The sequence below is a fragment of the Enterobacter cloacae genome, from assembly GCF_011078175.1.
Lineage (GTDB): Bacteria > Pseudomonadota > Gammaproteobacteria > Enterobacterales > Enterobacteriaceae > Enterobacter > Enterobacter cloacae_Q.
The window spans coordinates 345,722-372,422 of record NZ_JAALCJ010000004.1; the positions used below are offsets into that span (position 1 = coordinate 345,722).

Consider the following 26,701-nt stretch of genomic DNA (forward strand, 5'->3'; position numbering starts at 1 on the left):
ACCCCCATCGGATTGATTAAGGCGTCACACATCGCTAGCGTTGAATAACGCGAATAGCCATTTGCGACTGTCTCTGTACTACGATTGCTGTTTTCTGCGTACCATACTGCGTTATATTCGCCCTGTTACCCGAGCCTTTCTGGATAATCAGGGCGGTGTTGCCAAAAGCGCCCTGCTTAATACTCGCATCGTTGCCGTTGCCGGTCTGATCGATATAAGCAAGGTTATACGTCCCTGACTGACCAACATTCGCTCGGTTATTTCCGCCCTCCTGGGAAATAACGGACAGTAATTTAGAACCGCCCTGGCGGACATCAGCATTATTTCCTGAGCCCTGTTGACCAATAATGGCTGCCTGATTGTATGAAGCTTGACTTAATTCATTTATCGCAAAATTATATTCAGCACTGGCTAAATCTGAATCACCTGCGATGACAAACCCAGGCGAACCCAGTAATGTAAACATCATAAACAACGTTTTGTTTTTCATGCTGTCACCCTGGACCTGGCTGTAAAAAAGGTATTCCTTATTCCGTTAACGCGATTCGTTTTGTTAACGCCGCGTTACGGAAAAGAGTATGTCTGCCGATACATGTTTAATATCTCACCCGTGCGCCTTATTTTTATATTCTCCTTCACCTCAAAGTCGTAAATCTCGCCTGAAACGACGCGACACACGCTTAAAGTAGAAACCAAAAATGTCTTCCTGCGCTTGTACAGCAGCGAGACAGGCTGTCCAACCTGTACCGGCTTCTTCAGACAAAAAGGACAATGCCCTTTGCCACGCGCGTGACACGAAGCAAGTTTTCTTAAGAAAAAATTCTGGCTTAGGGAAGTCTTATGTTTTTAGCAGAGTTCATACTTTTTACCGTCTGGCTTACAATAATAAAAAGACAAATAATTCAATTAATTATAATATATTGCATGGTTTTTAAAATCTGTGCACGTTTATACACCTGTACAACTTTCCCATTATCTTGAAATCTATTAGCCCTGCAAAATACACAACTTAATATCGAATTTTACATTATGTTACATGATTAACACTTGCTTTAAAGTTTGCAATAGCTAGATTGAAAACAGCAGTACGTTATTTGTTTTTTAAATTTACCGCCTCCTTTTGGGAGGGGGTTTTAACTACACACAGCAATACCACACCTGTCAGTACTTCTGGTGCCCTTTACATATTACGAAGGGCAGCTGCTGGGTGTCATCAATAACGTGGGGTTTCATCATGTTTAATGAATTCCATAGCTTACCCGGTCATACACTATTGTTGATTACAAAACCTTCCTTACAAGCGACAGCGTTATTGCAACATTTAAAGCAATGTCTGTCGCTTAACGGAAAACTGCACAATATTCAACGTTCTTTTGATGATATCGCTCCTGGCAGCATCATTCTTCTCGATATGATGGAAGCGGATAAAAAACTTATCCATTACTGGCAAGTTAATTTAAGCAGGAAAAACAGTAATATCCGCGTGTTATTATTGAATACTCCTGATGAGTATCCTTTCCGCGACATTGAGAGCTGGCCGCATATCAACGGCGTGTTTTACGTCACTGAGGAAGAAAACCGTGTCGTGGAGGGGTTACAGGGCATATTGCGGGGGGAGTGTTATTTTTCGCAAAAGCTGGCCAGCTACCTCATAACCCACTCCGGAAATTACCGCTATAACAGTACAGAATCGGCACTTCTGACGCACCGTGAGAAAGAGATCCTGAACAAACTGCGTATTGGTGCTTCAAATATTGAAATCGCCCGTTCGTTATTTATCAGCGAAAATACGGTTAAGACGCATCTTTATAATCTTTTCAAAAAGATAGCTGTTAAAAATCGCACGCAGGCGGTGTCGTGGGCAAACGATAACCTCAGGCGTTAATAGCATGAAACGCACCCTAAGTTGGATTACCGCCGCGGGCATTATGCTTGCTGCCGGAAATCTTCAGGCTGTTGAGGTGGAAGTTCCCGGACTGTTGACCGACCACACCGTCACCTCTGTCGGACACGATTTTTATCGTGCCTTCAGCGATAAGTGGGAAAGCGATTATCCGGGTAACTTAACCATCAACGAACGGCCCAGTGCGCGGTGGGGAAGCTGGATCACAATAACCGCTAATCAGGACGTTATTTACCAGACTTTTTTATTCCCAACGAAAAGGGACTTCGACCAGAACGTCGCTTTCGCACTGGCACAAACAGAAGAAGCTATTAACCGCCTACAGTTGGACAAAGCCCTTTTGAGCACAGGCGATTTAGCAAAAGATGAGTTCTAGCAACGACACCTATTTCGGAGGCTGTAATGCGTCTCGCACACACAGTGATTTCGTTAATGCTCATTGCGCCGTTGAGCTGGGCCGGAAATATGACATTCCAGTTCCGCAACCCTAACTTTGGCGGCAACCCGAATAACGGAGCCTTTATGCTTAACCAGGCTCAGGCTCAAAACTCCTATAAAGATCCCAGCTATGACGATGATTTCGGTATCGAGACCCCGTCAGCACTGGATAATTTCACTCAGGCCATTCAGTCGCAAATATTAGGTGGCTTATTAACCAATATTAATACCGGAAAACCCGGCCGGATGGTCACTAACGACTTTATCGTCGATATTGCCAATAAAGACGGGCAGCTTCAGTTAAATGTGACAGACCGAAAAACCGGTAGAACCTCGACCATCCAGGTTTCCGGTTTGCAAACCAGTTCAACTGATTTCTAAACAACCCCAAAATAAGGACAATTATCATGCAGCGCTTTTTTATTTTAGTTGCAGTGTGCTTATTAAGCGGTTGTTTAACTGCCCCGCCAAAAGAAGCCGCTAAACCCACCTTAATGCCCCGTGCCCAGAGCTATCGGGATCTGACGCACCTGCCGGTTCCTACCGGCAAGATCTTCGTCTCGGTCTATAACATTCAGGATGAGACGGGCCAGTTCAAACCGTATCCGGCCAGTAATTTCTCGACGGCCGTGCCGCAGAGCGCCACCGCGATGCTGGTTACCGCCCTGAAAGATTCTCGCTGGTTTATCCCGCTGGAACGTCAGGGGCTGCAAAACCTGCTTAACGAACGAAAAATCATTCGTGCCGCGCAGGAGAATGGTACCGTTGGCGTCAATAACCGCATGCCGCTACAGTCTCTCACCGCAGCCAATATCATGGTGGAAGGCTCGATTATCGGCTACGAAAGTAACGTGAAATCGGGCGGCGCGGGTGCGCGTTACTTTGGCATCGGGGCCGACACGCAGTATCAGCTGGATCAGATAGCCGTCAACCTGCGCGTGGTTAACGTGAGCACGGGTGAGATATTATCCTCCGTGACCACCAGCAAAACGATTCTCTCTTATGAAGTGCAGGCCGGGGTATTCCGCTTTATCGATTACCAGCGTCTGCTGGAGGGTGAAATTGGCTATACCTCTAACGAGCCGGTCATGCTGTGTTTGATGTCGGCCATCGAAACCGGCGTGATTTTCCTGATTAATGACGGTATCGATCGCGGCTTGTGGGATCTTCAGAATAAAAGTGACGTGAGTAATGCGGTGCTGGTGAAATACCGTGAGATGTCGGTGCCGCCGGAGTCATAATCGGCGGCGCACAAAAAAGGCGAGATTTCCGTCTCGCCTTTTTTTATTTACTTACTGCTGGAACGCTCTGGCTCTTCTCGCGCCGGGCCGCAAGCCAGAGACCGCTGTTCTTCATGGCGTAGCCAAACAGTAATCCCAGCATGAGCGAAGGGACCACCAGCTTCCAGTCACCCTGCCCTGCAAAGGCCGCGCAGGCACCCATAAACGTGCCGGGCACAAAGGACAACAGCAGATGTTTTGCCTGAATGCACATCAGAAAGGCCACAATACCGGTCATGACGTACCCCAGGATTTCCACATGCGGCGCCAGCGCGCTGCCTTTCATAATGACCAGCGCCCAGACCACGCCACTCAGTAACGTGCAGCCTGAAATAAACAGCCCTTTGAGGCCACCCTGCGGGCAGGCGAAATAGGCCGTGCAGCCAAGAAAACCGGCCCAGCTCAATAAGCCGAGAGATACAGCCACCCAACCCCAGAGGCCGGAGAGGATGCCAGTCGTGATTGCAATACAAAGTAATATGTTCATGGTGCGCATCTTAGCAGATGCGCACCTTAGAAATGAGATCAGAAGCACATTACGTGCAAGTTGAAATGTATCGTTGCAGAATTTTTGTGATTCAAATCACTCTTCATTCTCTTCTTCCAGCTCGTCCCACATGGCAGCGATAGCGTCACGCGTCAGCGGAGCCAGCGTTCTCCAGAATGGCGAGGCGGCATGGGCTTCAACTTTGCCCAGGAAGGTGCCAACCCACGGTAGCAGATATGTTTCGAAGAGGGTTTCAATCGCTTCGTTCTCATCATCACCTGCATTATCTTCAATCCAGGAGGCTGCCAGCAGCAGGGTACCGATATGATCGGCAGGCATATCCGTCAGCGGCATGCCGCGTTCCGAAAGAAACGCCCGTACTTCCGCTTCGGTCGCACCTTCCTGCCAGGCAGAACGATACGGCGACACGCGACACTCTTCCCCCACGAACAGCGCGTTGTAATCCGTTGAAATCTGCTGCATATCGCAGCTTTTTTGCAAGCGCTCCAGCAATTCATCCTGTTCCAGCGGCCAGCTCTGCGCCAGTTTACCTTCACGAATCAGGGTAAACAGCGGAACCAGCAGCGGATCCTGCGGCTGGCGGTAATATAGGGTGCCCAGCACGCGGCAAAGGATGGAAAACTCATTCATGTTTTTATTCCGTTATTAATTAAAGATCGGCAAATTCATCAATCGGCGCCATGCCGCGCGACTCAAGGAAGTCGAGCATACGGCGCGGCGTGACGTTCAGGATCTGTTCTTCCGGGAAATTCACGTCCCGCAATATTTTCAGGCACTCGCTGAAATCACCCAGCGTGAAGGCCGTGTGTGAATCAGAGCCCAGCGCCACCATGCCGCCCGCGTCACGCACGGCCGCCGCCACTTCGCGGCAGTTGGCTTCACTGCCCTTACGCGAGTGAACAAAGGAGGAGTTGTTAATCTCCAGCGCCACGCGGTGCTTCGCTGCCGCCTGCGCCACGGCCTGAATATCAATCGGGTATTTAGGATTTCCCGGGTGGCTGATAATGTGCACGTTGCCGCTGGCAATGGTGGCAATCATCGCCGCGGTGTTGGTCTCCTTATTCTGGGGCGCAAAGACCGGCTCGTGGAAGCCCGCGAGGATCAGATCTAACGAGGTCAGCATCGGGCCCGTACAGTCAATTTCACCGTCAGTATTTTTGATGTTCGCCTCGATGCCGCGCAGTATCCCGATACCGTCCACCAGGCGTGGCCAGATACGCATATTCACAAAATGCCAGTAGTGCGGCGCATCCGCCATATCCGGACCGTGATCGGTTATCGCGAACAGCTTAATGCCTTTCAGCTTCGCCTGAGCGATATAATCATGGAGGTTACTGTAAGCGTGGGTACTGGCGACGGTGTGCATATGCAGGTCAACGGGATACATCATTCTCTCCTCTGCGGTTTTTCCAAAGGATAGCAGTTATCAGCGGCGAATATTATAAAAACCCGGCGAACGCCGGGTTTCTCTCAGTAGCCTCGCTGTCTGTCGACCTGTCCGGTCACCGCGTTGCCCTTCTCTAATTCGCTGATGGTATGCGAGATGTACGCCACGGCCTCCGCCGGTCGCGTCACGGCGGCGACATGCGGGGTCATTGCCACGCGAGGGTGTCGCCACAGTGGGCTTTCTTCAGGCAGCGGCTCGCGGCTGTAGACATCCAGCATTGCGCCTTTCAGTTTACCGTTATCCAGCGCCTTCAGCAGATCGTCTTCCACAACGTGTACCCCGCGCGCCAGGTTCATTAAGTAGCTGTCTTCTGCCAACTGGTTGAGGAGCGTGCCATTGATAATGCCGACCGTTTCCGCCGTATTCGGCAGCAGGTTAATGAGGACGCGAGTCCCTTTCAGGAACGCCGGGAGTTCGTCCGTTCCGGCAAAGCTCTCGACGCCTGGATATTCCTTACGGCTCCGGCTCCAGCAGCGCAGTGGGAAGCCCCACGGGGCGAGCGCTTCGGCGACTTTCGAACCCAGTACACCCGCGCCGAGGATGCCGATGGTGAAATCTTCATGCTGATAATCCGGAAGCGGTTCCCAGTGGGATTGCTGTTTGAACGCCTGATAATCGTCGAAACGTCGGAACCAGTGCAGCACCTGGCTCACGGCATATTCCTGCATCTGCCGCCCCATACCGGTATCTTCCAGACGAAACAGGGGAATATCCTCCGGCAGCATTTCAGGGTGTGCCTTCAGCTTACTGAGAATAGAGTCCACCCCCGCACCAAGAGCAAACACCGCCTTCAAACGGCGTCCCTGGAGCATTTCGACCGGGGGATGCCAGACCAGCGCGTAATCGGCATGTTCATTGTCGCCCTCTATCCACTCGCGAATGCGCGCACCAGGCAGTGCCGCCGTGAGTGCATTAATCCAGTAAGCCGTATCAAATGTAGGGTGATAGAAAATAATATCCATAGTCATTGCCTTTTATTGCGCTGTTTTATTTTCATTTTCAACTGAATTGCCAGCATACCAAATTTATCGCTAAACCGCGTTGTTGATAAAAGAGGCGCTTTTCGCACATTTCGGAATCAGGTTGCCTGAAGTTTGTCTAAACACGCTAAATTACTGAAAAAGTGAGTTGACGGCAGTACGGCTTTTCCTTACATTAGCGCCCGTCCCGACAACAACGGGATGACAATATGGTGAGGTGTCCGAGTGGCTGAAGGAGCACGCCTGGAAAGTGTGTATACGGCAACGTATCGGGGGTTCGAATCCCCCCCTCACCGCCATATTCAAGATGAAAGCTCGTACGAAAGTACGGGCTTTTTTCTTTTATATTCTCCAACAGGGGGGGATGAGAATCCCCGACCGGGGTTCGACAACTGGCGCAGCCAGTTGGACAGACTGTGAGCGTTGCGAACAGGCTGCCCGCAGGGCGAGCGAAGCGAGTCAATCCCCCCCCCTCACCGCCATATTCAAGATGAGAGCTCGTACGAAAGTACGGGCTTTTTTCTTTTATATTCTCGTAAGGGGGGATGAGAATCCCCGACCGGGGTTCGACAACTGGCGCAGCCAGTTGGACAGACTGAGAGCGAAGCGAACAGACTGCCCGCAGGGCGAGCGAAGCGAGTCAATCCCCCCCCTCACCGCCATATTTAAAGAAGAGCCCGTACGAAAGTACGGGCTTTTTTCTTTTATATTCTCCATAAGGGAATTCGCCCCCTGCGCCCTTTATGCCGGGTGGCGCTACGCTTACCCCACCTACGAAAAGCTAATCTTCAACCATCTTTGCATACTCGTCAGTGAGAAAATCCACCAGCGTCCTGACCGACGGCAGCAGGCCGCGCCGGGAAGGATACACCGCGTGGATCACTTCCCGTCTTGGCTCCCACGCATTCAGCACCCGAACAAGTTGACCTGAAGCCAACTGATCCTTCACCATCAAAATCGGCAGTTGCACCACGCCTACGCCCGCCATCGCCGCCTCACGCAGCGCCAGCATGTCGGTGGTCACCAGGCGCGGCGTAAAGTGAATTTCTGCTTTTGCGCCCTCCGGCCCGCTCAATGCCCACTTATGCAGGTGCTTGCCCGCCCCCATACTTAACCCCGGCCACTCGCTGAGTTCAGAGGGCATCGCCGGGTTTCCCATCCGTTCAATCAGTGCCGGCCCGGCAACCAGACAGTGCCCCCTGTCCGCCAGTACTCTTAATACCAGATCGCTGTCATCAAACGGGCGCGGACGAACGCGGATCGCCACATCCACCCCCTCCGCCACCAGATCGACCCGGCGGTTGGTGGCTTCGAGCTGGAGGTTGATCCCCGGATATCGCGCCATAAACCGCGCCAGCATGGGCCCCACGTGAACGTGCAGCAAGGTGACAGGACAGGTGAGCCTGACCATACCGCGCGGCTCAGCCTGTAAAGCAGCCACCGCCTCTTCCGCAGCTTCAGCCTCCACCAGCATGGCTTTACAGTGCTGATAGAACGTCTGCCCCACCTCCGTCACCGCAAACTGCCGCGTGGTACGTTGTATCAACCGAACTCCCAGGCGTTCTTCCAGCTGCGCAATCCGACGGCTCAGTTTCGACTTAGGCTGATCGAGCGCCCGACCCGCCGCCGCAAAACCACCATGCTCCACCACCTTCACAAACCATACGAAATCATTGAGATCCTGCATACGCCTCCATTGTTCCATTAAAAGAACAGTGAATGTCATTTTTGCTATCTACCGGGTTATTAACCCTGAATATAAGCTAATTACAACAACAGGACATCAGGAGTTAATCATGAAAAACGTAACAGGCGTGTATACCGCACCTCGTCCGCACTGGGTCGGTGACGGTTTCCCGGTTCGTTCGATGTTTTCTTACCAGACGCACGGCGAGCCCCTGAGCCCGTTCCTGCTGCTGGACTACGCCGGACCACATACCTTCCCGGCAGACGGCGCGAAACGCGGCGTGGGCGAGCATCCTCATCGCGGCTTTGAAACGGTGACCATCGTCTACTCAGGCGAAGTGGAGCACCGTGATTCCACTGGAAGAGGCGGCGTTATCGGCCCAGGCGACGTGCAGTGGATGACGGCGGGCGCAGGCATTTTGCACGAGGAGTTCCACTCCAGCGCGTTCTCGCAGAAAGGCGGTGAACTGAAAATGATGCAGCTGTGGGTCAACCTGCCTGCCAAAGACAAAATGGCGACGCCTGGCTACCAGAGCATCACTCAGGCGGATATCCCGGTGGTCACCCTGCCGGATAACAGCGGAACATTGCGCGTGATTGCTGGCCGTTTTGGAGAGGTAACCGGCCCGGCGCATACCTTCTCACCGCTGAACGTGTGGGATCTCGCGCTGCACCAGGGTAGCCATCTGACGCTCAATCAGCCCGAAGGCTGGAGCACGGCGCTGGTTGTCGTTGAAGGCAGCGTGACGGTGAACGGCACCACGCCTGCCGGAGAGGCGCAACTGGTCGTGCTGAGTCAGAGCGGTGACAAACTGCATCTCGAAGCCAGCAGCGATGCCAAAGTACTGCTGATGGCCGGGGAGCCGCTGAATGAACCCATCGTGGGCTATGGCCCGTTTGTGATGAACAGTAAAACCGAAATTGCCGAGGCTATTCGCGATTTCAACTCCGGCCGCTTTGGCCAAATCTAAACGTAATAAGGAGCGCATTATATCTACCCCTGCAAACTTCAACGGTGCACGTCCCGTTATTGACGTAAACGATGCCGTTATGCTGCTTATCGATCACCAGAGCGGGCTATTCCAGACCGTAGGAGACATGCCAATGCCTGAGCTGCGCGCCCGTGCAGCGGCGCTGGCAAAAATCGCCTCGCTGGCGAAGATCCCGGTGATCACCACGGCGTCGGTTCCACAGGGACCGAACGGCCCGCTTATCCCGGAGATCCACGCCAACGCGCCGCACGCACAGTATGTGGCACGCAAGGGTGAGATCAACGCCTGGGATAACCCGGAGTTCGTGGCGGCGGTGAAAGCCACCGGGCGCAAAACGCTGATTATCGCCGGGACGATCACCAGCGTCTGCATGGCCTTCCCGTCCATTAGCGCGGTGGCGGACGGATATAAAGTGTTTGCGGTGATTGATGCCTCCGGCACCTACAGCAAAATGGCGCAGGAGATCACCCTGGCGCGCGTGGTGCAGGCAGGCGTGGTACCGATGGACACGGCTGCTGTTGCTTCCGAAATTCAGCGCACGTGGAACCGTGAAGACGCGGGTGAATGGGCTGAGGTGTACACACATATCTTCCCGGCCTACCAACTGCTGATCGAAAGCTACAGCAAAGCGCAGGACGTGGTGAAAAATAGCGAAGTGCTCGATTCACAGCGTTAATCCTGCGCGTTGCGATATAAGCTGATTAAGGCTTAACCGAACAAGCACGAATGCTGAAAATCTGCTTGACCGTTTTAGCGCAACTCCCTATAGTAGCGCCCCGTTGCCCCCCAAGCGGTCAGGCAGCAAAACAATATGGTGAGGTGTCCGAGTGGCTGAAGGAGCACGCCTGGAAAGTGTGTATACGGCAACGTATCGGGGGTTCGAATCCCCCCCTCACCGCCATATTCAAGATGAGAGCTCGTACGAAAGTACGGGCTTTTTTCTTTTATATTCTCCAACAGGGGGGATGAGAACCCCCGACCGGGGTTCGACAACTGGCGACAGCCGGTTGGACAGACTGAGAGCGTAGCGAACAAGCTGCCCGCAGGGCGAGCGTAGCGAGTCAATCCCCCCCTCACCGCCATATTTAAAGAAGAGCTCGCATGAAAATGCGGGCTTTTTTTTCGCATGTTGCACGCCTGTAGGGGGGATGAGAACCCCCGACCGGGGTTCGACAACTGGCGCAGCCAGTTGGACAGACTGAGAGCGAAGCGAACAGACTGCCCGCAGGGCGAGCGAAGCGAGTCAATCCCCCCCGGTGCTATATGCAGCTCAGTGCGGCCTGAGCCCCTCACCCTAACCCTCTCCCCAGGGAAGAGGGGATAAAATGCACAAAAAACAAAGCCCGGTTTCCCGGGCCTTGAACACAACAGCATATTCAATAATACGCTTGTAGCGTGCGCTGGCAGAGCGCTGAGCGTACGCAATCCTCTTTCGTGAAGCGGACCACCCCTATCATCTCGTCTTCCTCAAAACGTGACATAGCATCGCTCAGGCCGGACTTCACGCCCGACGGCAGGTCACACTGGGTAATATCGCCGTTGACGATAACCGTCACGTTCTCCCCGAGGCGCGTTAAAAACATCTTCATTTGCGCAGCGGTCACGTTCTGAGCCTCGTCAAGAATAACGACCGCATTTTCAAAGGTACGTCCGCGCATATAGGCGAACGGCGCGATTTCCACCTTGCCAATCTCTGGTCGCAGGCAGTACTGCATAAAGGAAGCGCCCAACCGCTTCACCAGCACGTCATAGACGGGCCTGAAGTACGGGGCAAACTTCTCGGAAATATCGCCGGGCAGGAAGCCCAGATCTTCATCCGCTTGCAGTACCGGACGGGTAACGATGATCCTTTCCACGTCCTTATGAATCAGCGCCTCCGCCGCTTTGGCGGCGCTGATCCAGGTTTTCCCGCATCCGGCTTCCCCGGTTGCAAAGATGAGCTGTTTACTCTCGATAGCATTCAGGTAGTGCGCCTGAGCTTCATTCCGCGCCACAATTGGCGATGCATCGCGGCAGTCCCGCGCCATGCCAATGGATTCTACGCCGCTCATCTGCACAAGCGAGGTGACCGATTCTTCTTCACGCTGTTTATGACTACGTGAATCCCGTCTCAGCACACGTTTTGCTTCGCGACGAGCTTTGATCACTGCTTTCTGTCTTCCCATGGATAGCACCTTGAGTTGTTGGTATTCATCACACGCGCCAGCATCGGCACGATTATGCGCACGAACATCAGAGGGTTGGCTTCCTTGTAAGCCATTGCTTGCATTACCGGATGACGATATACAACGGCTACGCGCACCGTTATGCACGTCGGTAGAAAAAGGTGTTGAGGTGAAGGAGAGAATTTGGTGGTGAGGAAATCGCTGCCGGAGTCTGAGCCTCCGCGCCGGGTACTGCGGTTGATATGTTTACCTTGTCCAGTACAGGACGCAACCATTCGCGATCTCCATAGGGAGTTAACATCACTGCCGGGAACTACCGCTGTCTTATCTTAAGTACATCAGGAATTATCATAAATTCAACATTTATTTTACCACAATGCAACTTTTCAGACTGCCCCTACATGGAAAATCAGTCTTATATAGAAATATTACAGAAATATAACAATAAGATAGTTATGTGGAAAAATAGTGTCCCCGCGAACTGTCGCAGGGACAATTATCAGGCTTCTATAAGACCCTGAGCGAGCCAGCCGTTCGCATCACGCGCGCCGGGCAGGGCAAAGAAATAGCCGCCGCCGATGGGCTTAACGTACTCCTCCAGCGCTTCGCCGTTGAGCCGCTTCTGCACGGTGAGGAAACCCTTATCCAGATCGTGCTGATAGCAGACAAACAGCAGTCCCATATCAAGCTGACCGGAGTTGGTCACCCCCAGCGAGTAGCTGTAGCCCCTGCGCATCATCAGGCTGGACTGCGTCTCCCTGGTGCGCGGATTGGCGAGGCGAATATGGCTGTCCAGGGCGATGACATCCCCGTTCGGATCCCGGGCGTAGTCGGGTTCATCGTGCTCGTGCTTCATGCCGAGCGGTGCGCCAGTTTGCTTATCGCGACCGAAGATCGTCTGCTGCTCTTTCAGCGGCGTGCGGTCCCAGAACTCCACGTGGAACTGAATGATACGCACCGCCTGATAGCTGCCGCCCACCGCCCAGGCCGGTTCGCCCTGATCCGCCGTCACCCAGACCACGTTTTTCATCAGCGCGGCATTGCTGCTGTCCGGGTTGGCAGTACCGTCTTTGAAGCCCAGCAGGTTGACCGGCGTCTCTTTTCCTTTACTGCGCGCGGCGTGATCGGAGATAAATCCTTCCCGCTTCCAGCGTACGCTTAGCAGATCCGGGGTGTGCTTAATGATATCGCGCAGGGCGTGGATCACCGTATCCTGGGTGTTGGCGCAGATCTGCAACAGCAGATCGCCGTGGCACAGCGCCGCGTCGAGAGAGTCATTCGGGAATCGCGTCATCTTTTGCAGCGCTTTCGGCTTCTGCTTCGCCAGTCCGTAGCGATCATCAAACAGCGATTCCCCCACCGACACGGTAATGGTCAGGTTATCGGGCGCGGTAAACGCGCCCAGGATCCCGGAATCCATCGGCGGCAGGCGCGGATTCGGTGTTTCCGGCGCCGGGCCACCCGCGGTGAGAAAGGCAATGCGCGTGGTCAACAGCCTGAACAGACGCTCAAGGTCGGCCTTATCACTCGCCAGCGAATCGAAAGCTACCAGCATCATTGAAGCCTGCTGCGGCGTCAGAATCCCCGCCTGGTGCTCGCCATAAAACGGCTGCGTCTCCATACGCGCATCCGGGGAGAGCGTGCCGGGGGCGCTTTGCGATTTTGCCGCATGCGCCACCGGACAGCCTCCCGCCAGGGCAAACGCGCCGCCCAACGCCCCTACCCCTTTTAACAACCGACGTCGGGTAGGTTCCGCGACGTCGTACTCGTCATGCTTGTTCATCGCTTAGTCCAGACCCAGTACGCCACGCAGCAGGGAGAGATCTTCCGCCAGCGTCGTAACCGGGCCTTTCAGCGCGTTACGGTCAGCATCGGTCAGCTTGTCGTAGGTTTCGAAGCCGTCTTTGGTGCGGTATTTCGCCAGGATGGCGTCAACTTTCTTAAAGTTGGCATCCACTTTCGCCAGCAGTTCGCCGTTCTCTTTTTGCAGCTGAGGCCGCAGCAGATCGACAATTTTCTGTGCGCCGTCGACGTTGGCCTGGAAGTCCCACAGGTCGGTGTGGCTGTAACGATCTTCTTCACCGCTGATTTTGCTCGCGGCCACTTCTTCAATCAGGCCCGCTGCGCCACCCACCACTTTCGACGGCGGGAAAGCCAGCTCGGCGATGCGTTTTTGCAGCTCCAGCACGTCGCTGTTGAGCTGTTCGGCATATTTCTCCATCCCTTTGGTGGAGCTATCGCCAAACAGCGCTTTTTCCAGGCGGTGGAAGCCGGTGAATTTCGGATCGGCGGCCTTCTGCTCGTAGTCATCTTCGCGGGCGTCAATGCTGCCATCGAGGTCAGAGAACAGTTCGGCAATCGGCTCGATGCGCTCGTAGTGCTGACGGGTAGGCGCATACAGGGATTTCGCTTTTTCGATATCGCCCGCCTTCACCGCGTCGGTAAAGGCTTTGGTGCCTGCCACCAGGTCCGCCGTCTCTTTGGTGACGTAGGCTTTATAGGCGGCAATAGCGTCGCCGAGGCTCAACAGCGCCGTGCCTTTGGCCGCATCCTCCGTCGCTGCGCCTTTGACAATCAGCTTACCTTTCGGGTTAGTCAGCAGGCCGCAGGTCATCTCATATTCCCCGGGCTGAAGGTTTGCGGTCATCTTCTGGCTGAAGCCCGGCGCGATATTCTCGCGCTCTTCCACCACCATCACGTCTTTGAGGATCTCCCACTCCAGCGCCTTCTGGCTGTGGTTCTGAATAATAAACTGCGTTTTACCGCTGTTAACCGTGATGGTCATCGGCTCGCACTGTTTATCGTTGACGGTGACTTTTACCTGCGGAATATCTGCCGCCTGAGCGTTGAAGGCAGACACGAACAGCGCGGCAATGCCTGCGCATAACGCACTACGACGGAACTGAATGGCCATGACTCTTCCCTTTAAAAGTATGTTGTAACTAAAACAGCACTTACGGCGCAACGCGAGACGCCTGCGAGCCGGTACGCGGCGGCATAGCGAACAGGATCAGCGCCGGAACCAGATAGATAAAGTACATCGCCACTTCGCTGACGCTCGGCGTTTCCTGGTAGCCGAAGATCCCTTCGAGCAGGGTGCCGGTCAGTGAATGGGTCGACAGGACGTTGCTGAGATCGAACGCCACGTCCTGGAAGTGGTTCCACAGACCCGCTTCGTGGAAGGCGCGGATCGCACCTGCTGCCAGCCCTGCGGCCACCAGCAGAATAAACAGGCTGGTCCACTTGAAGAACACGCCCAGGTTAAGACGAATGCCGCCCCAGTAGAGCAGGAAGCCAAGCACGACGGCGGTTGCCAGCCCGAGCATGGCGCCCAGCGGCGGCCAGATGCCCACGTCCTGCTGAAAAGCCGCGAGCAGGAAGAACACTGACTCCAGGCCTTCACGCGCCACGGCGAAAAAGACCATCATGATCAGCGCCCAGCCGTGGTGGTTGCCTTTTTGCAGGGCGTTATCCACCGCCTGCTCAAGCTGTACCTTCACGTTTCGGGAGACCTTGCGCATCCAGAATACCATCCACGTCAGGATTAACACCGCAATCACGGCGACGATACCTTCAAAAAGCTCCTGCTCTTTCTGTGGGAATTCACCAGTGGTTTCGTTAATAAGGATCCCCAGCCCCAGGCAGAGCGCCGCGGCAAGGAAAACGCCCACCCACATCACGCCAATCCAGCGCCCGCGCTGGGTGCGCTTCAGATAACTGGCAATAAGGCTAACAATCAGGGCCGCTTCAAGGCCTTCACGTAACATAATGAGAAAAGGAACAAACATGCCGACACCTTAAATGTTTATCGCGGTCAACTGATGCAAAGAAAGGTAAATTCTTGTGATAGTGATTATCATTACGGCAACAAGAAAAACAAGCGAAATGTGTTGCGTTTTGATGACCAGATGTAAACGTGTTGCAGAGTAATAATTGCCTGAGTAACCGTTACGTTTATAAGGTATAACGAAAATGCCCATTTACGGTTAACCGGGGCTGTGGCTAAATGTCCACCTCGAAAACCAACTGAAAATAAACCATGTTTAAAATTGTCCATTTCCTGCTGGCGCTGGTGATTATTCTTGCCCTCGCCTGGCTGGTGAGTTTCGACCGCCGGAAAATTCGTATTCGTTTTGTTTTACAGCTGATCGTGATTGAAATTGCGCTGGCGTTCTTTTTCCTGCATGCAGAAAGCGGCCTGTTTATTATTAAATACGTCTCCGGTTTCTTTGAGTCGCTGCTTAAATTCGCTGCCGAAGGGACGAATTTTGTCTTTGGCGGGATGGGTGAAAAAGGGCTGGCGTTTATTTTCCTTGGCGTGCTCTGCCCCATTATTTTTATCTCGGCGCTGATTGGTATTCTTCAGCACTGGCGCATTCTACCGATCTTTATTCGGGCGATCGGGACGCTGCTGTCAAAACTGAACGGCATGGGCAAGCTGGAATCCTTTAACGCGGTGAGCTCGCTGATCCTCGGTCAGTCGGAAAACTTCATTGCCTACAAGGGCGTACTCGGGGATCTCTCCTCGCGTCGTCTGTTTACGATGGCTGCCACGGCCATGTCGACGGTGTCGCTGTCGATTGTCGGCGCTTACATGACCATGCTCGACGCCAAATTTGTCGTCGCGGCGCTGATCCTGAACATGTTCAGCACCTTTATTATTCTCTCCGTCATTAATCCGGTGCGTCCGGAAGCGGAGCCGGATATCAGGCTGGAAAAACTGCACGAATCCCAGAGCTTCTTTGAAATGCTGGGAGAGTATATTCTGGCCGGTTTTAAGGTGGCGATGATTATTCTGGCGATGCTGATTGGCTTTATCGCGCTTATTAGCGCCGTTAACGCCCTCTTCTCCGGCATATTTGGCATGAGCTTCCAGCAGATTCTGGGTTATGTGTTTTATCCGCTGGCGTGGCTTATTGGTATTCCGCTGAGCGATGCCCTAAGCGCGGGGAGCATTATGGCAACCAAGCTGGTGGCGAATGAATTTGTGGCGATGATCGAGCTGCAAAAAATAGCCCATCAAATGTCACCGCGCGGGCTGGGTATTTTGTCCGTGTTCCTGGTATCGTTCGCTAACTTCGCTTCCATTGGCATTGTGGCGGGGGCAATAAAAGGTCTGAACGAGCAACAGGGTAACGTGGTGTCGCGGTTTGGTTTACGCCTGGTGTACGGGGCAACGCTGGTAAGCCTGCTGTCGGCGAGCTTTGCGGGGTTGGTATTGTAAGTTTTGTGCGGTTAATGCCCGGCGGCGCTTCGCTTGCACGGGCCTACGATACAACAACGGCGGGATTTCCCGCCGTTTTTCATTAAAACTGCACGCACACCGGCTGGTCGACACGCATCACCGACTCCTGCGCGAAGCGTGACTTATAGATCCCGCGCAACGCTTCAATATTCCTCTCACTCAGCGCGTCTTTGGGGTGGATCAGCATCAGCGCCTTGCTCGGCTCGCGCGCCACCTTACCGTCGTTACCCAGCCACTGACCACGGGCATCAAACACCGTTAAGCCATCGCGAAAGCGTGGCGTCACGTCCTGGTCGACAAACTGCTGCCATTCGTTGCCTGTGATTTGCGCCCCGGCAGGACGGTTTAAACCGAAATAGAGCGTGGTTTGCTGCATCTGATTTTCTGCTTTGCAGGTTTCCACTGCCGCGTGCTGCGAGGGTGCGCTACAGCCCGCCAGCATCACGAATGCTGCCACCATTACCCCTGTTTTGATTCTCATTGATGAAGACTCACATAGGTGAAAGGACTATTCCCTCTCCCCGGCGGGGAGAGGGTTAGGGCGAGGGGGAAATTACTCAGCCTGGAGCTTAGACGGCGGCGCTGAGTGATAGTGCGCGTCCGCCTCCGCAAAGCGTTTCTGCATGGCGGCAGACGGCGCTTTACCCAGCAGGCTAAACACCACAATGCCGATGCTGCCGAAAATGAAGCCTGGAATGATTTCATACAGGCCCAGCCACGCGAACTGTTTCCAGACGATAACGGTCACCGCACCGATGATCATCCCCGCCAGCGCGCCGTTACGGGTCATGCGTGACCACAGTACAGAGAACAGCACCACCGGACCAAATGCGGCACCGAAGCCCGCCCATGCGTAGCTCACGAGACCCAGCACGCGGTTTTCCGGGTTAGCCGCCAGCGCAATGGCCACCAGCGCAACCAGCAGCACCATAAAGCGCCCTACCCACACCAGCTCTTTCTGGCTCGCGCCCTTACGCAGGAAGGCTTTGTAAAGGTCTTCGGTGATGGCGCTGGAGCACACCAGCAGCTGACAGCTCAGGGTGGACATTACCGCCGCGAGGATTGCAGAGAGCAGGATACCGGCAATCCATGGGTTGAACAGGATCTGCGCCAGCTCGATGAACACGCGCTCGGCGTTCTGGTTCACCGCGCCCGCCTGCGCCGGGTTGTTGTTGAAGTACGCAATGCCGAAGAAGCCAACCGCACACGCCCCCGCCAGACACAGGATCATCCACGTCATACTGATGCGACGCGCGTGAACGATGGTGTGGTGAGAATCCGCCGCCATGAAGCGCGCCAGAATGTGCGGCTGACCGAAGTAGCCCAGGCCCCAGCCCATCAGGGAGACAATGGCGACGAAGTTCAGACCTTTGAGCATATCGACGTTTTCGATGCTCTTCTGCTTGATCACTTCCAGCGATTCACCAAAGCCGCCGACGGTGAAAATGACAATCACCGGGGTCAGGATCAGGGCGAAGATCATCAGGCTCGCCTGCACGGTATCGGTCCAGCTTACCGCCAGGAATCCGCCCACGAAGGTGTAGAGGATAGTTGCGGCCGCACCGGCCCAGAGCGCCGTTTCATAGCTCATGCCGAAGGTGCTTTCGAACAGGCGCGCACCCGCCACGATGCCGGAGGCACAGTAGATGGTGAAGAACAGCAGGATCACCACCGCGGAGATAATGCGAAGAATGCGGCTGTTATCCTCAAAGCGTCCGGTGAAGTAATCCGGCAGCGTCAGGGCGTTGTTGTTGGCTTCGGTATGCACGCGCAGACGGCCTGCCACCAGCTTCCAGTTGATCCACGCGCCAACGGTCAGGCCAATGGCGATCCAGCTTTCGGAGATACCGGAGATGAAAATCGCGCCCGGCAGCCCCATCAGCAGCCAGCCGCTCATGTCGGAAGCGCCCGCAGAGAGTGCGGTAACCATCGGGCCTAAGCTGCGCCCGCCGAGGATGTAGTCGTCAAAGTTTTTAGTGGAACGCCATGCCAAAAACCCTATCAGGATCATGCCAAAAATATAAACGAGAAATGTCACCAGCATCGGTGTGCTAATAGCCATTCAAATTCTCCAAAATGTCGAGCGACAACCGTCCGGGTTGCCTTGTTATGTCATCACCGGAACGTAGTGATGTGTGTATGTGTTTCCGTTGGGCGCGCTATCCTGCCGTATACGCATCCCACTGACAAACGATTTAACACTGCATTTACATGAATTTCATCCCTGGTTTTATACGTCTTTCCTATAGGTTGCACTCGCTCACGCTTTTACGGGTTGCACCTTCAAAAAGTGTTAAGCCCCGCATAAAAACTGGGCTCAGAAACGGCCGCACGTCCTTTTCCACAGCTAACTAATCGTTAACAATCCATTCATTTTCCAGCTTGCAGACCAGGTCACATTTAACACGGTTGCACAAAGTTGCAACATGGTGGATATTTCACGCTATCAACAGAACGCTATTACAGAACAACAGGAGTTTTGGCATGGGGATGACCACCATGGGGGTTAAGCTGGATGACGCTACCCGCGAAAGGATTAAAACCGCTGCGACACGCATCGACCGCACACCGCACTGGTTAATCAAGCAGGCGATTTTTAACTATCTGGAAAGACTGGAGAGTGAAGAAGGTCTGCCGGAGCTGCCTGCCCTGCTGGCGGGCGCAGCGAACGAAAGCGAAGAGGCCGCGACGGCCGTTGAAGAGAACCACCAGCCGTTCCTGGAATTTGCCGAGCAGATCCTGCCGCAGTCCGTCAGCCGCGCCGCCATTACCGGCGCCTACCGCCGTGCCGAAACCGACGCCGTACCGATGCTCCTGGAGCAGGCGCGCCTGCCGGAAGCCGTTGCCGCCCAGGCGCACAGCCTGGCGTATCAGCTCGCCGACAAGCTGCGTAACCAGAAAACCGCCAGCGGACGTGCCGGTATGGTGCAGGGTCTGTTGCAGGAGTTCTCCCTCTCCTCCCAGGAAGGCGTGGCGCTGATGTGTCTGGCGGAAGCGCTGCTGCGTATCCCGGATAAAGCCACCCGCGACGCACTGATCCGCGACAAGATCAGCAACGGCAACTGGCACTCCCACATTGGCCGCAGTCCATCCCTGTTCGTTAACGCCGCCACCTGGGGCCTGCTGTTTACCGGCAAGCTGGTCTCAACCCATAACGAGGCCAACCTGTCGCGTTCTCTGAACCGCATCATCGGCAAGAGTGGCGAGCCTTTGATCCGCAAAGGCGTGGACATGGCGATGCGCCTGATGGGCGAGCAGTTCGTCACCGGTGAAACCATTGCCGAAGCGCTGGCGAACGCCCGCAAGCTGGAAGACAAAGGTTTCCGCTACTCCTACGACATGCTGGGCGAAGCGGCGCTGACCGCCGCCGACGCGCAGGCCTACATGGTCTCTTACCAGCAGGCGATCCACGCCATCGGTAAAGCGTCCAACGGTCGCGGTATTTATGAAGGGCCGGGCATCTCCATCAAGCTTTCCGCCCTGCACCCGCGCTACAGCCGCGCGCAGTACGACCGCGTGATGGAAGAGCTGTACCCGCGCCTGAAGTCCCTGACCCTGCTGGCGCGCCAGTATGACATCGGCATCAATATCGACGCCGAAGAGGCGGATCGTCTGGAGATTTCCCTCGATCTGCTGGAAAAACTGTGCTTCGAGCCGGAGCTGGCGGGCTGGAACGGGATTGGTTTCGTTATTCAGGCCTATCAGAAACGCTGTCCGTTCGTCATTGATTACCTGATCGACCTCGCCAGCCGCAGCCGTCGCCGTCTGATGATCCGACTGGTGAAAGGCGCTTACTGGGACAGCGAAATCAAGCGCGCCCAGATGGAAGGTCTGGAGGGCTATCCGGTCTATACCCGTAAGGTGTACACCGACGTCTCTTATCTCGCCTGTGCGAAAAAACTGCTCGGCGTACCGAACCTGATTTATCCGCAGTTCGCCACCCACAACGCCCATACTCTGGCGGCGATCTACACCCTGGCCGGGCAGAACTATTATCCGGGCCAGTATGAGTTCCAGTGTCTGCACGGCATGGGTGAACCGCTGTACGAACAGGTGACCGGTAAAGTGGCCGACGGCAAACTGAACCGTCCGTGCCGCATCTATGCGCCTGTGGGCACCCACGAAACCCTGCTGGCCTACCTGGTACGTCGTCTGCTGGAGAACGGGGCGAACACCTCCTTCGTTAACCGCATCGCCGACGCCACGCTGCCGCTGGACGAACTGGTGGCCGATCCGGTGCAGGCCGTAGAGAAGATGGCGGCGCAGGAAGGCCAGATTGGTCTGCCGCATCCGAAGATCGCCCTGCCGCGCGAGCTGTATGGTGCAGGTCGCGTCAACTCGGCGGGTCTGGATCTCGCCAACGAACACCGTCTGGCGTCGCTCTCTTCTGCCCTGCTAAACAGCGCATTGCAGAAGTGGCAGGCCAGGCCGATCCTTGAGCAGTCCGTTGAGGACGGTGAAATGCAGCCGGTGATTAACCCGGCGGAGCCGAAGGATATCGTAGGCTACGCGCGCGAAGCCACGGAAGCGGAAGTGGAGCAGGCCCTGGAAAGCGCGGTGAACAACGCACCAATCTGGTTCGCCACCCCACCGCAGGAACGTGCTGCCATTCTGGAACGCGCAGCGGTGCTGATGGAAGACCAGATGCAGCAGCTTATCGGCATTCTGGTGCGTGAAGCGGGTAAAACCTTCAGCAACGCCATCGCCGAAGTGCGCGAGGCCGTCGACTTCCTGCACTACTACGCGGGTCAGGTGCGTGATGATTTCGATAACGAAACCCACCGCCCGCTCGGCCCGGTGGTGTGTATCAGCCCGTGGAACTTCCCGCTGGCGATCTTCACCGGCCAGATTGCCGCCGCCCTTGCCGCAGGCAACAGCGTGCTGGCGAAACCGGCGGAGCAAACCCCGCTGATTGCCGCTCAGGGCATTAACATTCTGCTGGAAGCGGGCGTACCGGCGGGCGTGGTGCAACTGCTGCCTGGGCGCGGTGAAACGGTAGGTGCCAAACTGACGTCCGATAATCGCGTGCGCGGCGTGATGTTTACCGGTTCGACCGAAGTGGCCTCCCTGCTGCAACGCAACATCGCCACCCGTCTGGATGCGCAGGGTCGTCCAACGCCGCTGATCGCCGAAACCGGCGGCATGAACGCCATGATCGTCGACTCCTCCGCGCTCACCGAGCAGGTCGTTGTTGACGTGCTGGCCTCTGCCTTCGACAGCGCGGGCCAACGCTGCTCCGCCCTGCGCGTGCTGTGCTTACAGGATGACGTGGCTGACCACACGCTGAAGATGCTGCGCGGCGCAATGGCGGAATGCCGCATGGGCAACCCGGGCCGTCTCACCACCGACATCGGGCCGGTGATCGACGCGGAAGCCAAAGCCAACATTGAAAACCACATTCAGGCCATGCGTGCCAAAGGCCGCCCGGTGTTCCAGGCGGTGCGCGAGAACAGCGAAGATGCCCGCGAGTGGCAGACCGGCACCTTCGTGCCGCCAACGCTGATTGAGCTGGCAAGCTTCGACGAGCTGAAAAAAGAGGTCTTCGGTCCGGTGCTGCACGTGGTGCGCTACAACCGTAACAACCTCAATGAACTGATCGATCAGATCAACGCCTCGGGTTACGGCCTGACGCTCGGGGTGCATACCCGTATCGACGAAACCATTGCCCAGGTAACCGGCAATGCCAAAGTCGGCAACCTGTACGTCAACCGCAACATGGTCGGCGCAGTCGTGGGCGTGCAGCCGTTCGGCGGTGAAGGTCTCTCCGGCACCGGCCCGAAAGCGGGAGGTCCGCTCTATCTGTACCGCCTGCTGGCAAACCGTCCGGAAAATGCGCTGGGCGTAACGCTGGCGCGTCAGGACGCGGAATATCCGGTGGATGCGCAGGTGAAAGCCGTGTTGACCCAGCCGCTGGACGCGCTGATTCAGTGGGCTGAAAAGCGTCCTGAGCTGCGTGCGATTGCGCAGCAGTACGGCGAGCTGGCGCAGGCGGGAACACAGCGTCTGCTGCCGGGTCCAACCGGCGAGCGCAACACCTGGACGCTGATGCCGCGCGAGCGTGTGCTGTGCGTGGCGGATAACGAACAGGATGCGCTGGTGCAGCTGGCAGCCGCGACGGCGACGGGCTGCGAGGTGCTGTGGCCGGAAGATGCCCTGCATCGCGATCTCGCCAAACAGCTGCCAAAAGCGGTCTCGGCCCGCATTCGCTTTGCGAAGGCCGATGCCCTGCTGGCCCAGCCGTTTGACGCGGTGATCTACCACGGTGATTCCGACCAGCTGCGCGAACTGTGCGAGCAGGTGGCGGCCCGCAGCGGGGCGATTGTCTCGGTGCAAGGCTTTGCGCGCGGGGAAACCAACCTGCTGCTGGAGCGCCTGTACGTTGAGCGTTCGCTCAGCGTTAACACCGCGGCGGCGGGCGGTAACGCCAGCCTGATGACCATCGGTTAATCGTGTAAACTCTCCCCGGTGACGCTACGCTTACCGGGGCAACAAAACAGCCCAGGCCGGATAAGCACAGCGTATCCGGCTTTTTTACATGGAGGGGATGATGAAAAGAGTATTTCTCGCAGGTACAGCCCTGCTCATGAGCGCCAGCGCGCTGGCCGACGAGTGCGACAACGCGACCACCCAGCTTGAACTGAACACCTGTAGCGCGCAGCAGTACCAGGCTGCCGATAAAAAGCTCAACGAGACGTATCAGGCCGCCATCAAACGTGCGGCGCCCCCCCAACGTGACCTGCTGAAAAAAGCGCAACAGGCGTGGATTACCCTGCGGGATGCAGACTGCGCGTTTATCGGTTCGGGTACGGAAGGCGGGAGCGTTCAGCCAATGATTGTGAACCAGTGTCTGGCGGAGAAGACCGCGGAGCGCGAAGCGTTTCTGTCCACGCTGATGCAGTGTGAAGAGGGCGACCTAAGCTGTCCCCTCCCGCCGGGCTGACGAGGCACGGAACTATTCCCTCCCCCTTGGGAGAGGGTTAGGGTGAGGGAAACTAGCGCACGCGGATCCCTTCGATAATCATCCGCTGTACGTTTTCCAGGGTGCTCTGGAAAAACGCCTCGTCCTGGAGCGTTTTACCGGTCACCGCCTCGACCTGAGCCGCGAAGTCAGCGTAGTGCTGGGTTGACGCCCAAATCAGGAAGATCAGATGATGCGGATCGACGGGCGCCAGTTTGCCGCTGGCGACCCATCCGGCAATAATGGCCGATTTATCGTCCACCAGCTGCTTTAGGTCTCCCGTCAGCTCCGCCTGCAACAGCGGCGCGCCCTGCAACATCTCCAGACAAAACAGCCTTGATGCCTGCGGGTAATCGCGCGATACCTCCAGCTTCAGGCGGATGTACTCTTTTATCGCCACCAGCGGGGTCAGCTCTTCGCGAAACGCCTTGAGAGGTGCCAGCCAGATATCGAGGATCTGCTGCATCACCGCCACATACAGCGCCTCTTTCGACGGGTAGTAGTAGAGCAGATTGGTCTTGGAAACCCCGGCCTGCTCCGCCACCTGCTCAAGGCGCGTGCCGTGAATACCAAACTGCGAAAATGTCTCCAGCGCGGCGCTGAGGATCGCCTGTTTCTTGGCGCTCACCGCCTGTGAACGTTTACCGGGTGTTTTCACTGCGCCTTGTGTCATTTTCGCTCTCCTTTTTCTGTCCTGCGCTCAGCATAGCAAAACCCTCGTCTCGCCACGATCTTCTGCACCCTCAGCGCGCATGAACGCCTGTTTTCTGTGCAATGATTTTGACCACTTAGTCCACTTTTCCGTTGTTAATTTTCACAACTTCACTTAACACATTAATACTAAAGTAATTTTCAAAACTGGCACTCCCTTTGCAAAAACATCGTGACACCTGCGACGTAATGAAGAGAGGTTCGTGATGAAAATTGGCGTATTTGTACCGATCGGCAACAACGGCTGGCTTATCTCGACCACTGCCCCGCAATACATGCCGACCTTTGAGCTGAATAAAGCCATCGTGCAGAAAGCGGAGCACTACCACTTCGATTTTGCGCTCTCGATGATCAAGCTGCGCGGCTTTGGCGGCAAAACCGAATTCTGGGATCACAACCTGGAGTCCTTCACCCTGATGGCAGGACTGGCCGCGGTCACCTCGCGGATTCAGATCTACGCCACTGCCGCCACGCTCACCCTTCCCCCGGCAATCGTGGCGCGGATGGCCTCCACCATCGACTCCATCTCCGGCGGCCGCTTTGGCGTTAACCTGGTCACCGGCTGGCAAAAGCCGGAGTACGAGCAGATGGGGATCTGGCCGGGGGACGATTACTTCTCCCGTCGCTACGACTACCTGACTGAATATGTGCAGGTGCTGCGCGATCTGTGGGGCTTCGGCAAAAGCGATTTCAAAGGCGACTTCTTCACCATGAACGACTGCCGCGTCAGCCCGCAGCCGTCGGTGCCGATGAAGGTTATCTGCGCCGGGCAGAGCGACGCGGGAATGGAATTCTCGGCGAAATACGCCGACTTCAACTTCTGCTTCGGCAAAGGCGTTAACACCCCTGCCGCCTTCGCGCCTACCGCGGCACGCATGAAAGCGGCCGCCGACAAAACCGGGCGCGACGTAGGCTCCTACGTGCTGTTTATGGTGATTGCCGACGAAACCGACGACGCCGCGCGCGCCAAATGGGAACGATACAAGGACGGCGCGGATGACGACGCGCTGAGCTGGCTTACCGAGCAGAGCCAGAAGGATACTCGCTCCGGCGCGGACACCAACGTTCGCCAGATGGCCGACCCGACGTCTGCCGTCAATATCAACATGGGCACCCTGGTTGGCTCTTATGCCAGCGTCGCCAGAATGCTCGACGAAGTGGCTGCCGTTCCCGGCGCCGAAGGCGTGCTGCTGACCTTCGATGAATTTCTCACCGGCGTGGAAACCTTCGGCGAGCGCATTCAGCCGCTGATGCAGTGCCGCGCCCACATCCCTGCCGTGACGAAGGAGGTGGCGTAATGACGACCCTCCACGCTCGCCCGGAAGCCATTACCTTTGACGCGCAGCGCAGCGCGCTGATCGTAGTGGACATGCAAAACGCCTATGCCAGTAAAGGCGGGTATCTGGATCTGGCCGGGTTTGACGTCTCCGCCACGCAGCCGGTGATTGAGAACATCAACACCGCCGTGAGCGCCGCACGGGCTGCGGGCATGCTGATCGTCTGGTTCCAGAACGGCTGGGACGACCAGTACGTCGAAGCTGGCGGTCCCGGCTCACCCAACTTTCACAAATCCAACGCTCTGAAAACCATGCGCCAACGTCCCGAACTCCAGGGCACGCTGCTGGCGAAAGGCGGCTGGGATTATCAGCTGGTGGATGCACTGGTACCGGAAGCTGGCGATATCGTGCTGCCGAAACCGCGCTACAGCGGCTTTTTCAATACCCCGCTCGACAGCCTGCTGCGCAGCCGGGGCATTCGTCATCTGATCTTTACGGGCATTGCCACCAACGTGTGCGTGGAGTCGACCCTGCGCGACGGCTTTTTCCTCGAGTATTTTGGGGTGGTGCTGGAGGATGCCACCCATCAGGCCGGGCCGGATTTTGCCCAGAAAGCCGCCCTGTTCAATATCGAAACCTTTTTTGGCTGGGTCAGTAACGTCAATGATTTCTGCGACGCGCTGGATCCCCCGCTCGCCCGCATCGCCTGAGGAGAACCGCTATGCCGAAATCCGTGATTATTCCGCCGGGCACCAGCACCCCGATTGCCCCGTTTGTCCCCGGCACCCTCGCCGACGGCGTGGTGTATGTCTCGGGCACGCTGCCGTTTGATAAAGACAACAACGTGGTGTTTATCGATGACCCAAAGGCGCAAACCCGCCACGTGCTGGAGACGATCAAAACCGTGATCGAAACGGCGGGTGGCACGATGGAGGACGTGACCTTCAACAGCATCTTTATCACCGACTGGAAAAACTACGCCGCGATTAACGAGATCTACGCGGAGTTTTTCCCCGGCGATAAACCGGCGCGGTTTTGCATCCAGTGCGGGCTGGTAAAGCCGGACGCGCTGGTTGAAATTGCCACCGTTGCGCACATTGCGAAGTGAGGC

The 26,701-nt window shown here is 55.9% G+C and carries 25 protein-coding genes, 2 tRNA genes and 3 other RNA genes; 17 read left to right on the forward strand and 13 right to left on the reverse strand.

What is annotated here, in order from left to right; translation table 11 throughout:
• Positions 1–34: 34 nt before the first annotated feature.
• A complete protein-coding gene (gene csgB, locus G6Q29_RS11380; RefSeq protein WP_165465680.1) occupies positions 35–490 on the reverse strand; it encodes a curli minor subunit CsgB in 456 nt (151 codons plus the stop codon).
• A gap of 744 nt (positions 491–1,234) precedes the next feature.
• Between csgB and csgD the strand changes: the two genes are divergently transcribed.
• The 4 genes from csgD to csgG are packed head-to-tail and all read left to right on the forward strand — an operon-like array spanning position 1,235 to position 3,582.
• Positions 1,235–1,885, forward strand: coding sequence for a biofilm master transcriptional regulator CsgD (csgD, locus tag G6Q29_RS11385; protein WP_165465681.1), 651 nt, complete (start codon positions 1,235–1,237; stop codon positions 1,883–1,885).
• A 4-nt stretch (positions 1,886–1,889) separates the two neighbouring features.
• Positions 1,890–2,279 (forward strand): curli production assembly/transport protein CsgE, encoded by a 390-nt coding sequence (gene csgE / locus G6Q29_RS11390; RefSeq protein ID WP_165465682.1) that lies wholly within the window; start codon positions 1,890–1,892, stop codon positions 2,277–2,279.
• A 26-nt stretch (positions 2,280–2,305) separates the two neighbouring features.
• Positions 2,306–2,722 (forward strand): curli production assembly/transport protein CsgF, encoded by a 417-nt coding sequence (gene csgF / locus G6Q29_RS11395; RefSeq protein WP_006809295.1) that lies wholly within the window; start codon positions 2,306–2,308, stop codon positions 2,720–2,722.
• Between the two features lie 26 nt (positions 2,723–2,748).
• Positions 2,749–3,582, forward strand: coding sequence for a curli production assembly/transport protein CsgG (gene csgG, locus G6Q29_RS11400; protein WP_003858055.1), 834 nt, complete (start codon positions 2,749–2,751; stop codon positions 3,580–3,582).
• Positions 3,583–3,625: 43 nt separating this feature from the next.
• Here csgG and G6Q29_RS11405 read toward each other — a convergent pair whose 3' ends face one another.
• The 4 genes from G6Q29_RS11405 to ghrA all read right to left on the reverse strand — a co-directional run bounded on the left by G6Q29_RS11405 (position 3,626) and on the right by ghrA (position 6,538).
• Positions 3,626–4,108 (reverse strand): DUF1097 domain-containing protein, encoded by a 483-nt coding sequence (locus tag G6Q29_RS11405; RefSeq protein ID WP_165465683.1) that lies wholly within the window; start codon positions 4,106–4,108, stop codon positions 3,626–3,628.
• Between the two features lie 96 nt (positions 4,109–4,204).
• Positions 4,205–4,759, reverse strand: a complete 555-nt coding sequence (locus tag G6Q29_RS11410; RefSeq protein ID WP_165465684.1) for a TorD/DmsD family molecular chaperone — start codon at positions 4,757–4,759, stop codon at positions 4,205–4,207.
• A gap of 19 nt (positions 4,760–4,778) precedes the next feature.
• Complete coding sequence (locus G6Q29_RS11415) at positions 4,779–5,516, reverse strand: phosphatase (protein ID WP_165465770.1); 738 nt, start codon at positions 5,514–5,516, stop codon at positions 4,779–4,781.
• 83 nt (positions 5,517–5,599) lie between these two features.
• Entirely contained in the window at positions 5,600–6,538 is a 939-nt protein-coding gene (gene ghrA, locus G6Q29_RS11420) for a glyoxylate/hydroxypyruvate reductase GhrA (protein WP_165465685.1), read from the reverse strand.
• A 229-nt stretch (positions 6,539–6,767) separates the two neighbouring features.
• Between ghrA and G6Q29_RS11425 the strand changes: the two genes are divergently transcribed.
• The 3 genes from G6Q29_RS11425 to G6Q29_RS11435 all read left to right on the forward strand — a co-directional run bounded on the left by G6Q29_RS11425 (position 6,768) and on the right by G6Q29_RS11435 (position 7,218).
• Positions 6,768–6,855 (forward strand) — tRNA-Ser (locus G6Q29_RS11425).
• A gap of 44 nt (positions 6,856–6,899) precedes the next feature.
• A non-coding RNA gene (locus G6Q29_RS11430) (RtT sRNA) lies at positions 6,900–7,035 on the forward strand.
• A 45-nt stretch (positions 7,036–7,080) separates the two neighbouring features.
• Positions 7,081–7,218: non-coding RNA, RtT sRNA (locus G6Q29_RS11435), on the forward strand.
• A 119-nt stretch (positions 7,219–7,337) separates the two neighbouring features.
• Here G6Q29_RS11435 and G6Q29_RS11440 read toward each other — a convergent pair.
• Positions 7,338–8,243, reverse strand: a complete 906-nt coding sequence (locus tag G6Q29_RS11440; protein WP_165465686.1) for a LysR family transcriptional regulator — start codon at positions 8,241–8,243, stop codon at positions 7,338–7,340.
• Between the two features lie 109 nt (positions 8,244–8,352).
• On the opposite strand from G6Q29_RS11440, the gene G6Q29_RS11445 reads away from it, so the two are divergent.
• From G6Q29_RS11445 to G6Q29_RS11460, 4 genes are all read left to right on the forward strand, one after another.
• Entirely contained in the window at positions 8,353–9,213 is an 861-nt protein-coding gene (locus G6Q29_RS11445; RefSeq protein WP_003858066.1) for a pirin family protein, read from the forward strand.
• Between the two features lie 19 nt (positions 9,214–9,232).
• Entirely contained in the window at positions 9,233–9,910 is a 678-nt protein-coding gene (locus tag G6Q29_RS11450; RefSeq protein WP_003858068.1) for an isochorismatase family protein, read from the forward strand.
• 137 nt (positions 9,911–10,047) lie between these two features.
• A tRNA-Ser gene (locus G6Q29_RS11455) sits at positions 10,048–10,135 on the forward strand.
• A gap of 44 nt (positions 10,136–10,179) precedes the next feature.
• Positions 10,180–10,316: non-coding RNA, RtT sRNA (locus tag G6Q29_RS11460), on the forward strand.
• Between the two features lie 294 nt (positions 10,317–10,610).
• Here G6Q29_RS11460 and phoH read toward each other — a convergent pair.
• From phoH to efeU, 4 genes are all read right to left on the reverse strand, one after another.
• Positions 10,611–11,399, reverse strand: coding sequence for a phosphate starvation-inducible protein PhoH (gene phoH, locus G6Q29_RS11465; protein WP_207309792.1), 789 nt, complete (start codon positions 11,397–11,399; stop codon positions 10,611–10,613).
• Positions 11,400–11,898: 499 nt separating this feature from the next.
• Positions 11,899–13,182 carry an iron uptake transporter deferrochelatase/peroxidase subunit gene (efeB, locus tag G6Q29_RS11470; protein ID WP_165465687.1) on the reverse strand — a complete coding sequence of 428 codons (1,284 nt, stop codon included), beginning with the start codon at positions 13,180–13,182 and terminating at the stop codon, positions 11,899–11,901.
• Positions 13,183–13,185: 3 nt separating this feature from the next.
• Entirely contained in the window at positions 13,186–14,313 is a 1,128-nt protein-coding gene (efeO, locus tag G6Q29_RS11475; RefSeq protein ID WP_165465688.1) for an iron uptake system protein EfeO, read from the reverse strand.
• Positions 14,314–14,353: 40 nt separating this feature from the next.
• Positions 14,354–15,187 carry an iron uptake transporter permease EfeU gene (gene efeU, locus G6Q29_RS11480; RefSeq protein WP_165465689.1) on the reverse strand — a complete coding sequence of 278 codons (834 nt, stop codon included), beginning with the start codon at positions 15,185–15,187 and terminating at the stop codon, positions 14,354–14,356.
• A 251-nt stretch (positions 15,188–15,438) separates the two neighbouring features.
• Here efeU and G6Q29_RS11485 point away from each other — a divergent pair, with 251 nt between their 5' ends.
• Positions 15,439–16,623: a NupC/NupG family nucleoside CNT transporter gene (locus G6Q29_RS11485; RefSeq protein ID WP_165465690.1), complete on the forward strand. Its 1,185-nt coding sequence runs from the start codon at positions 15,439–15,441 to the stop codon at positions 16,621–16,623.
• 82 nt (positions 16,624–16,705) lie between these two features.
• On the opposite strand, the gene G6Q29_RS11490 is transcribed toward G6Q29_RS11485, so the two are convergent.
• Entirely contained in the window at positions 16,706–17,125 is a 420-nt protein-coding gene (locus G6Q29_RS11490; RefSeq protein WP_165465691.1) for a DUF3574 domain-containing protein, read from the reverse strand.
• Between the two features lie 72 nt (positions 17,126–17,197).
• Positions 17,198–18,706 (reverse strand): sodium/proline symporter PutP, encoded by a 1,509-nt coding sequence (gene putP, locus G6Q29_RS11495; protein WP_165465692.1) that lies wholly within the window; start codon positions 18,704–18,706, stop codon positions 17,198–17,200.
• A 422-nt stretch (positions 18,707–19,128) separates the two neighbouring features.
• Between putP and putA the strand changes: the two genes are divergently transcribed.
• Positions 19,129–23,091: a trifunctional transcriptional regulator/proline dehydrogenase/L-glutamate gamma-semialdehyde dehydrogenase gene (putA, locus tag G6Q29_RS11500; protein WP_165465693.1), complete on the forward strand. Its 3,963-nt coding sequence runs from the start codon at positions 19,129–19,131 to the stop codon at positions 23,089–23,091.
• A 100-nt stretch (positions 23,092–23,191) separates the two neighbouring features.
• Positions 23,192–23,584: a lysozyme inhibitor LprI family protein gene (locus G6Q29_RS11505; RefSeq protein ID WP_165465694.1), complete on the forward strand. Its 393-nt coding sequence runs from the start codon at positions 23,192–23,194 to the stop codon at positions 23,582–23,584.
• Positions 23,585–23,636: 52 nt separating this feature from the next.
• Here the strand turns inward: G6Q29_RS11505 and rutR are convergent, their stop codons facing one another.
• On the reverse strand, positions 23,637–24,275 hold the full coding sequence (gene rutR / locus G6Q29_RS11510; RefSeq protein ID WP_165465695.1) for an HTH-type transcriptional regulator RutR: 639 nt from the start codon (positions 24,273–24,275) through the stop codon (positions 23,637–23,639).
• Positions 24,276–24,519: 244 nt separating this feature from the next.
• Between rutR and rutA the strand changes: the two genes are divergently transcribed.
• From rutA to rutC, 3 genes are read left to right on the forward strand one after another with little or no spacing between them, the layout of a single operon-like run.
• On the forward strand, positions 24,520–25,611 hold the full coding sequence (gene rutA / locus G6Q29_RS11515; protein WP_165465696.1) for a pyrimidine utilization protein A: 1,092 nt from the start codon (positions 24,520–24,522) through the stop codon (positions 25,609–25,611).
• A complete protein-coding gene (gene rutB, locus G6Q29_RS11520; RefSeq protein ID WP_165465697.1) occupies positions 25,611–26,300 on the forward strand; it encodes a pyrimidine utilization protein B in 690 nt (229 codons plus the stop codon). Before rutA ends, rutB begins: the two co-directional genes overlap by 1 nt.
• Positions 26,301–26,311: 11 nt before the next feature.
• Positions 26,312–26,698, forward strand: a complete 387-nt coding sequence (gene rutC, locus G6Q29_RS11525; protein WP_032608979.1) for a pyrimidine utilization protein C — start codon at positions 26,312–26,314, stop codon at positions 26,696–26,698.
• Positions 26,699–26,701 lie beyond the last annotated feature (3 nt).

Excerpts from the sequence above, each read along its gene's own strand:
- putA (WP_165465693.1), top strand. The coding sequence starts at position 19,129 with ATGGGGATGACCACCATGGGGGTTAAGCTGGATGACGCTACCCGCGAA.
- rutA (WP_165465696.1), top strand. The coding sequence starts at position 24,520 with ATGAAAATTGGCGTATTTGTACCGATCGGCAACAACGGCTGGCTTATC.
- G6Q29_RS11490 (WP_165465691.1), bottom strand. The coding sequence starts at position 17,125 with ATGAGAATCAAAACAGGGGTAATGGTGGCAGCATTCGTGATGCTGGCG.
- G6Q29_RS11410 (WP_165465684.1), bottom strand. The coding sequence starts at position 4,759 with ATGAATGAGTTTTCCATCCTTTGCCGCGTGCTGGGCACCCTATATTAC.
- csgG (WP_003858055.1), top strand. The coding sequence starts at position 2,749 with ATGCAGCGCTTTTTTATTTTAGTTGCAGTGTGCTTATTAAGCGGTTGT.
- G6Q29_RS11485 (WP_165465690.1), top strand. The coding sequence starts at position 15,439 with ATGTTTAAAATTGTCCATTTCCTGCTGGCGCTGGTGATTATTCTTGCC.
- G6Q29_RS11445 (WP_003858066.1), top strand. The coding sequence starts at position 8,353 with ATGAAAAACGTAACAGGCGTGTATACCGCACCTCGTCCGCACTGGGTC.
- putP (WP_165465692.1), bottom strand. The coding sequence starts at position 18,706 with ATGGCTATTAGCACACCGATGCTGGTGACATTTCTCGTTTATATTTTT.
- csgE (WP_165465682.1), top strand. The coding sequence starts at position 1,890 with ATGAAACGCACCCTAAGTTGGATTACCGCCGCGGGCATTATGCTTGCT.
- csgB (WP_165465680.1), bottom strand. The coding sequence starts at position 490 with ATGAAAAACAAAACGTTGTTTATGATGTTTACATTACTGGGTTCGCCT.
- rutC (WP_032608979.1), top strand. The coding sequence starts at position 26,312 with ATGCCGAAATCCGTGATTATTCCGCCGGGCACCAGCACCCCGATTGCC.
- efeU (WP_165465689.1), bottom strand. The coding sequence starts at position 15,187 with ATGTTTGTTCCTTTTCTCATTATGTTACGTGAAGGCCTTGAAGCGGCC.
- ghrA (WP_165465685.1), bottom strand. The coding sequence starts at position 6,538 with ATGGATATTATTTTCTATCACCCTACATTTGATACGGCTTACTGGATT.
- phoH (WP_207309792.1), bottom strand. The coding sequence starts at position 11,399 with ATGGGAAGACAGAAAGCAGTGATCAAAGCTCGTCGCGAAGCAAAACGT.
- G6Q29_RS11405 (WP_165465683.1), bottom strand. The coding sequence starts at position 4,108 with ATGAACATATTACTTTGTATTGCAATCACGACTGGCATCCTCTCCGGC.
- rutB (WP_165465697.1), top strand. The coding sequence starts at position 25,611 with ATGACGACCCTCCACGCTCGCCCGGAAGCCATTACCTTTGACGCGCAG.
- efeO (WP_165465688.1), bottom strand. The coding sequence starts at position 14,313 with ATGGCCATTCAGTTCCGTCGTAGTGCGTTATGCGCAGGCATTGCCGCG.
- G6Q29_RS11505 (WP_165465694.1), top strand. The coding sequence starts at position 23,192 with ATGAAAAGAGTATTTCTCGCAGGTACAGCCCTGCTCATGAGCGCCAGC.
- G6Q29_RS11415 (WP_165465770.1), bottom strand. The coding sequence starts at position 5,516 with ATGTATCCCGTTGACCTGCATATGCACACCGTCGCCAGTACCCACGCT.
- csgD (WP_165465681.1), top strand. The coding sequence starts at position 1,235 with ATGTTTAATGAATTCCATAGCTTACCCGGTCATACACTATTGTTGATT.
- efeB (WP_165465687.1), bottom strand. The coding sequence starts at position 13,182 with ATGAACAAGCATGACGAGTACGACGTCGCGGAACCTACCCGACGTCGG.
- rutR (WP_165465695.1), bottom strand. The coding sequence starts at position 24,275 with ATGACACAAGGCGCAGTGAAAACACCCGGTAAACGTTCACAGGCGGTG.
- csgF (WP_006809295.1), top strand. The coding sequence starts at position 2,306 with ATGCGTCTCGCACACACAGTGATTTCGTTAATGCTCATTGCGCCGTTG.
- G6Q29_RS11440 (WP_165465686.1), bottom strand. The coding sequence starts at position 8,243 with ATGCAGGATCTCAATGATTTCGTATGGTTTGTGAAGGTGGTGGAGCAT.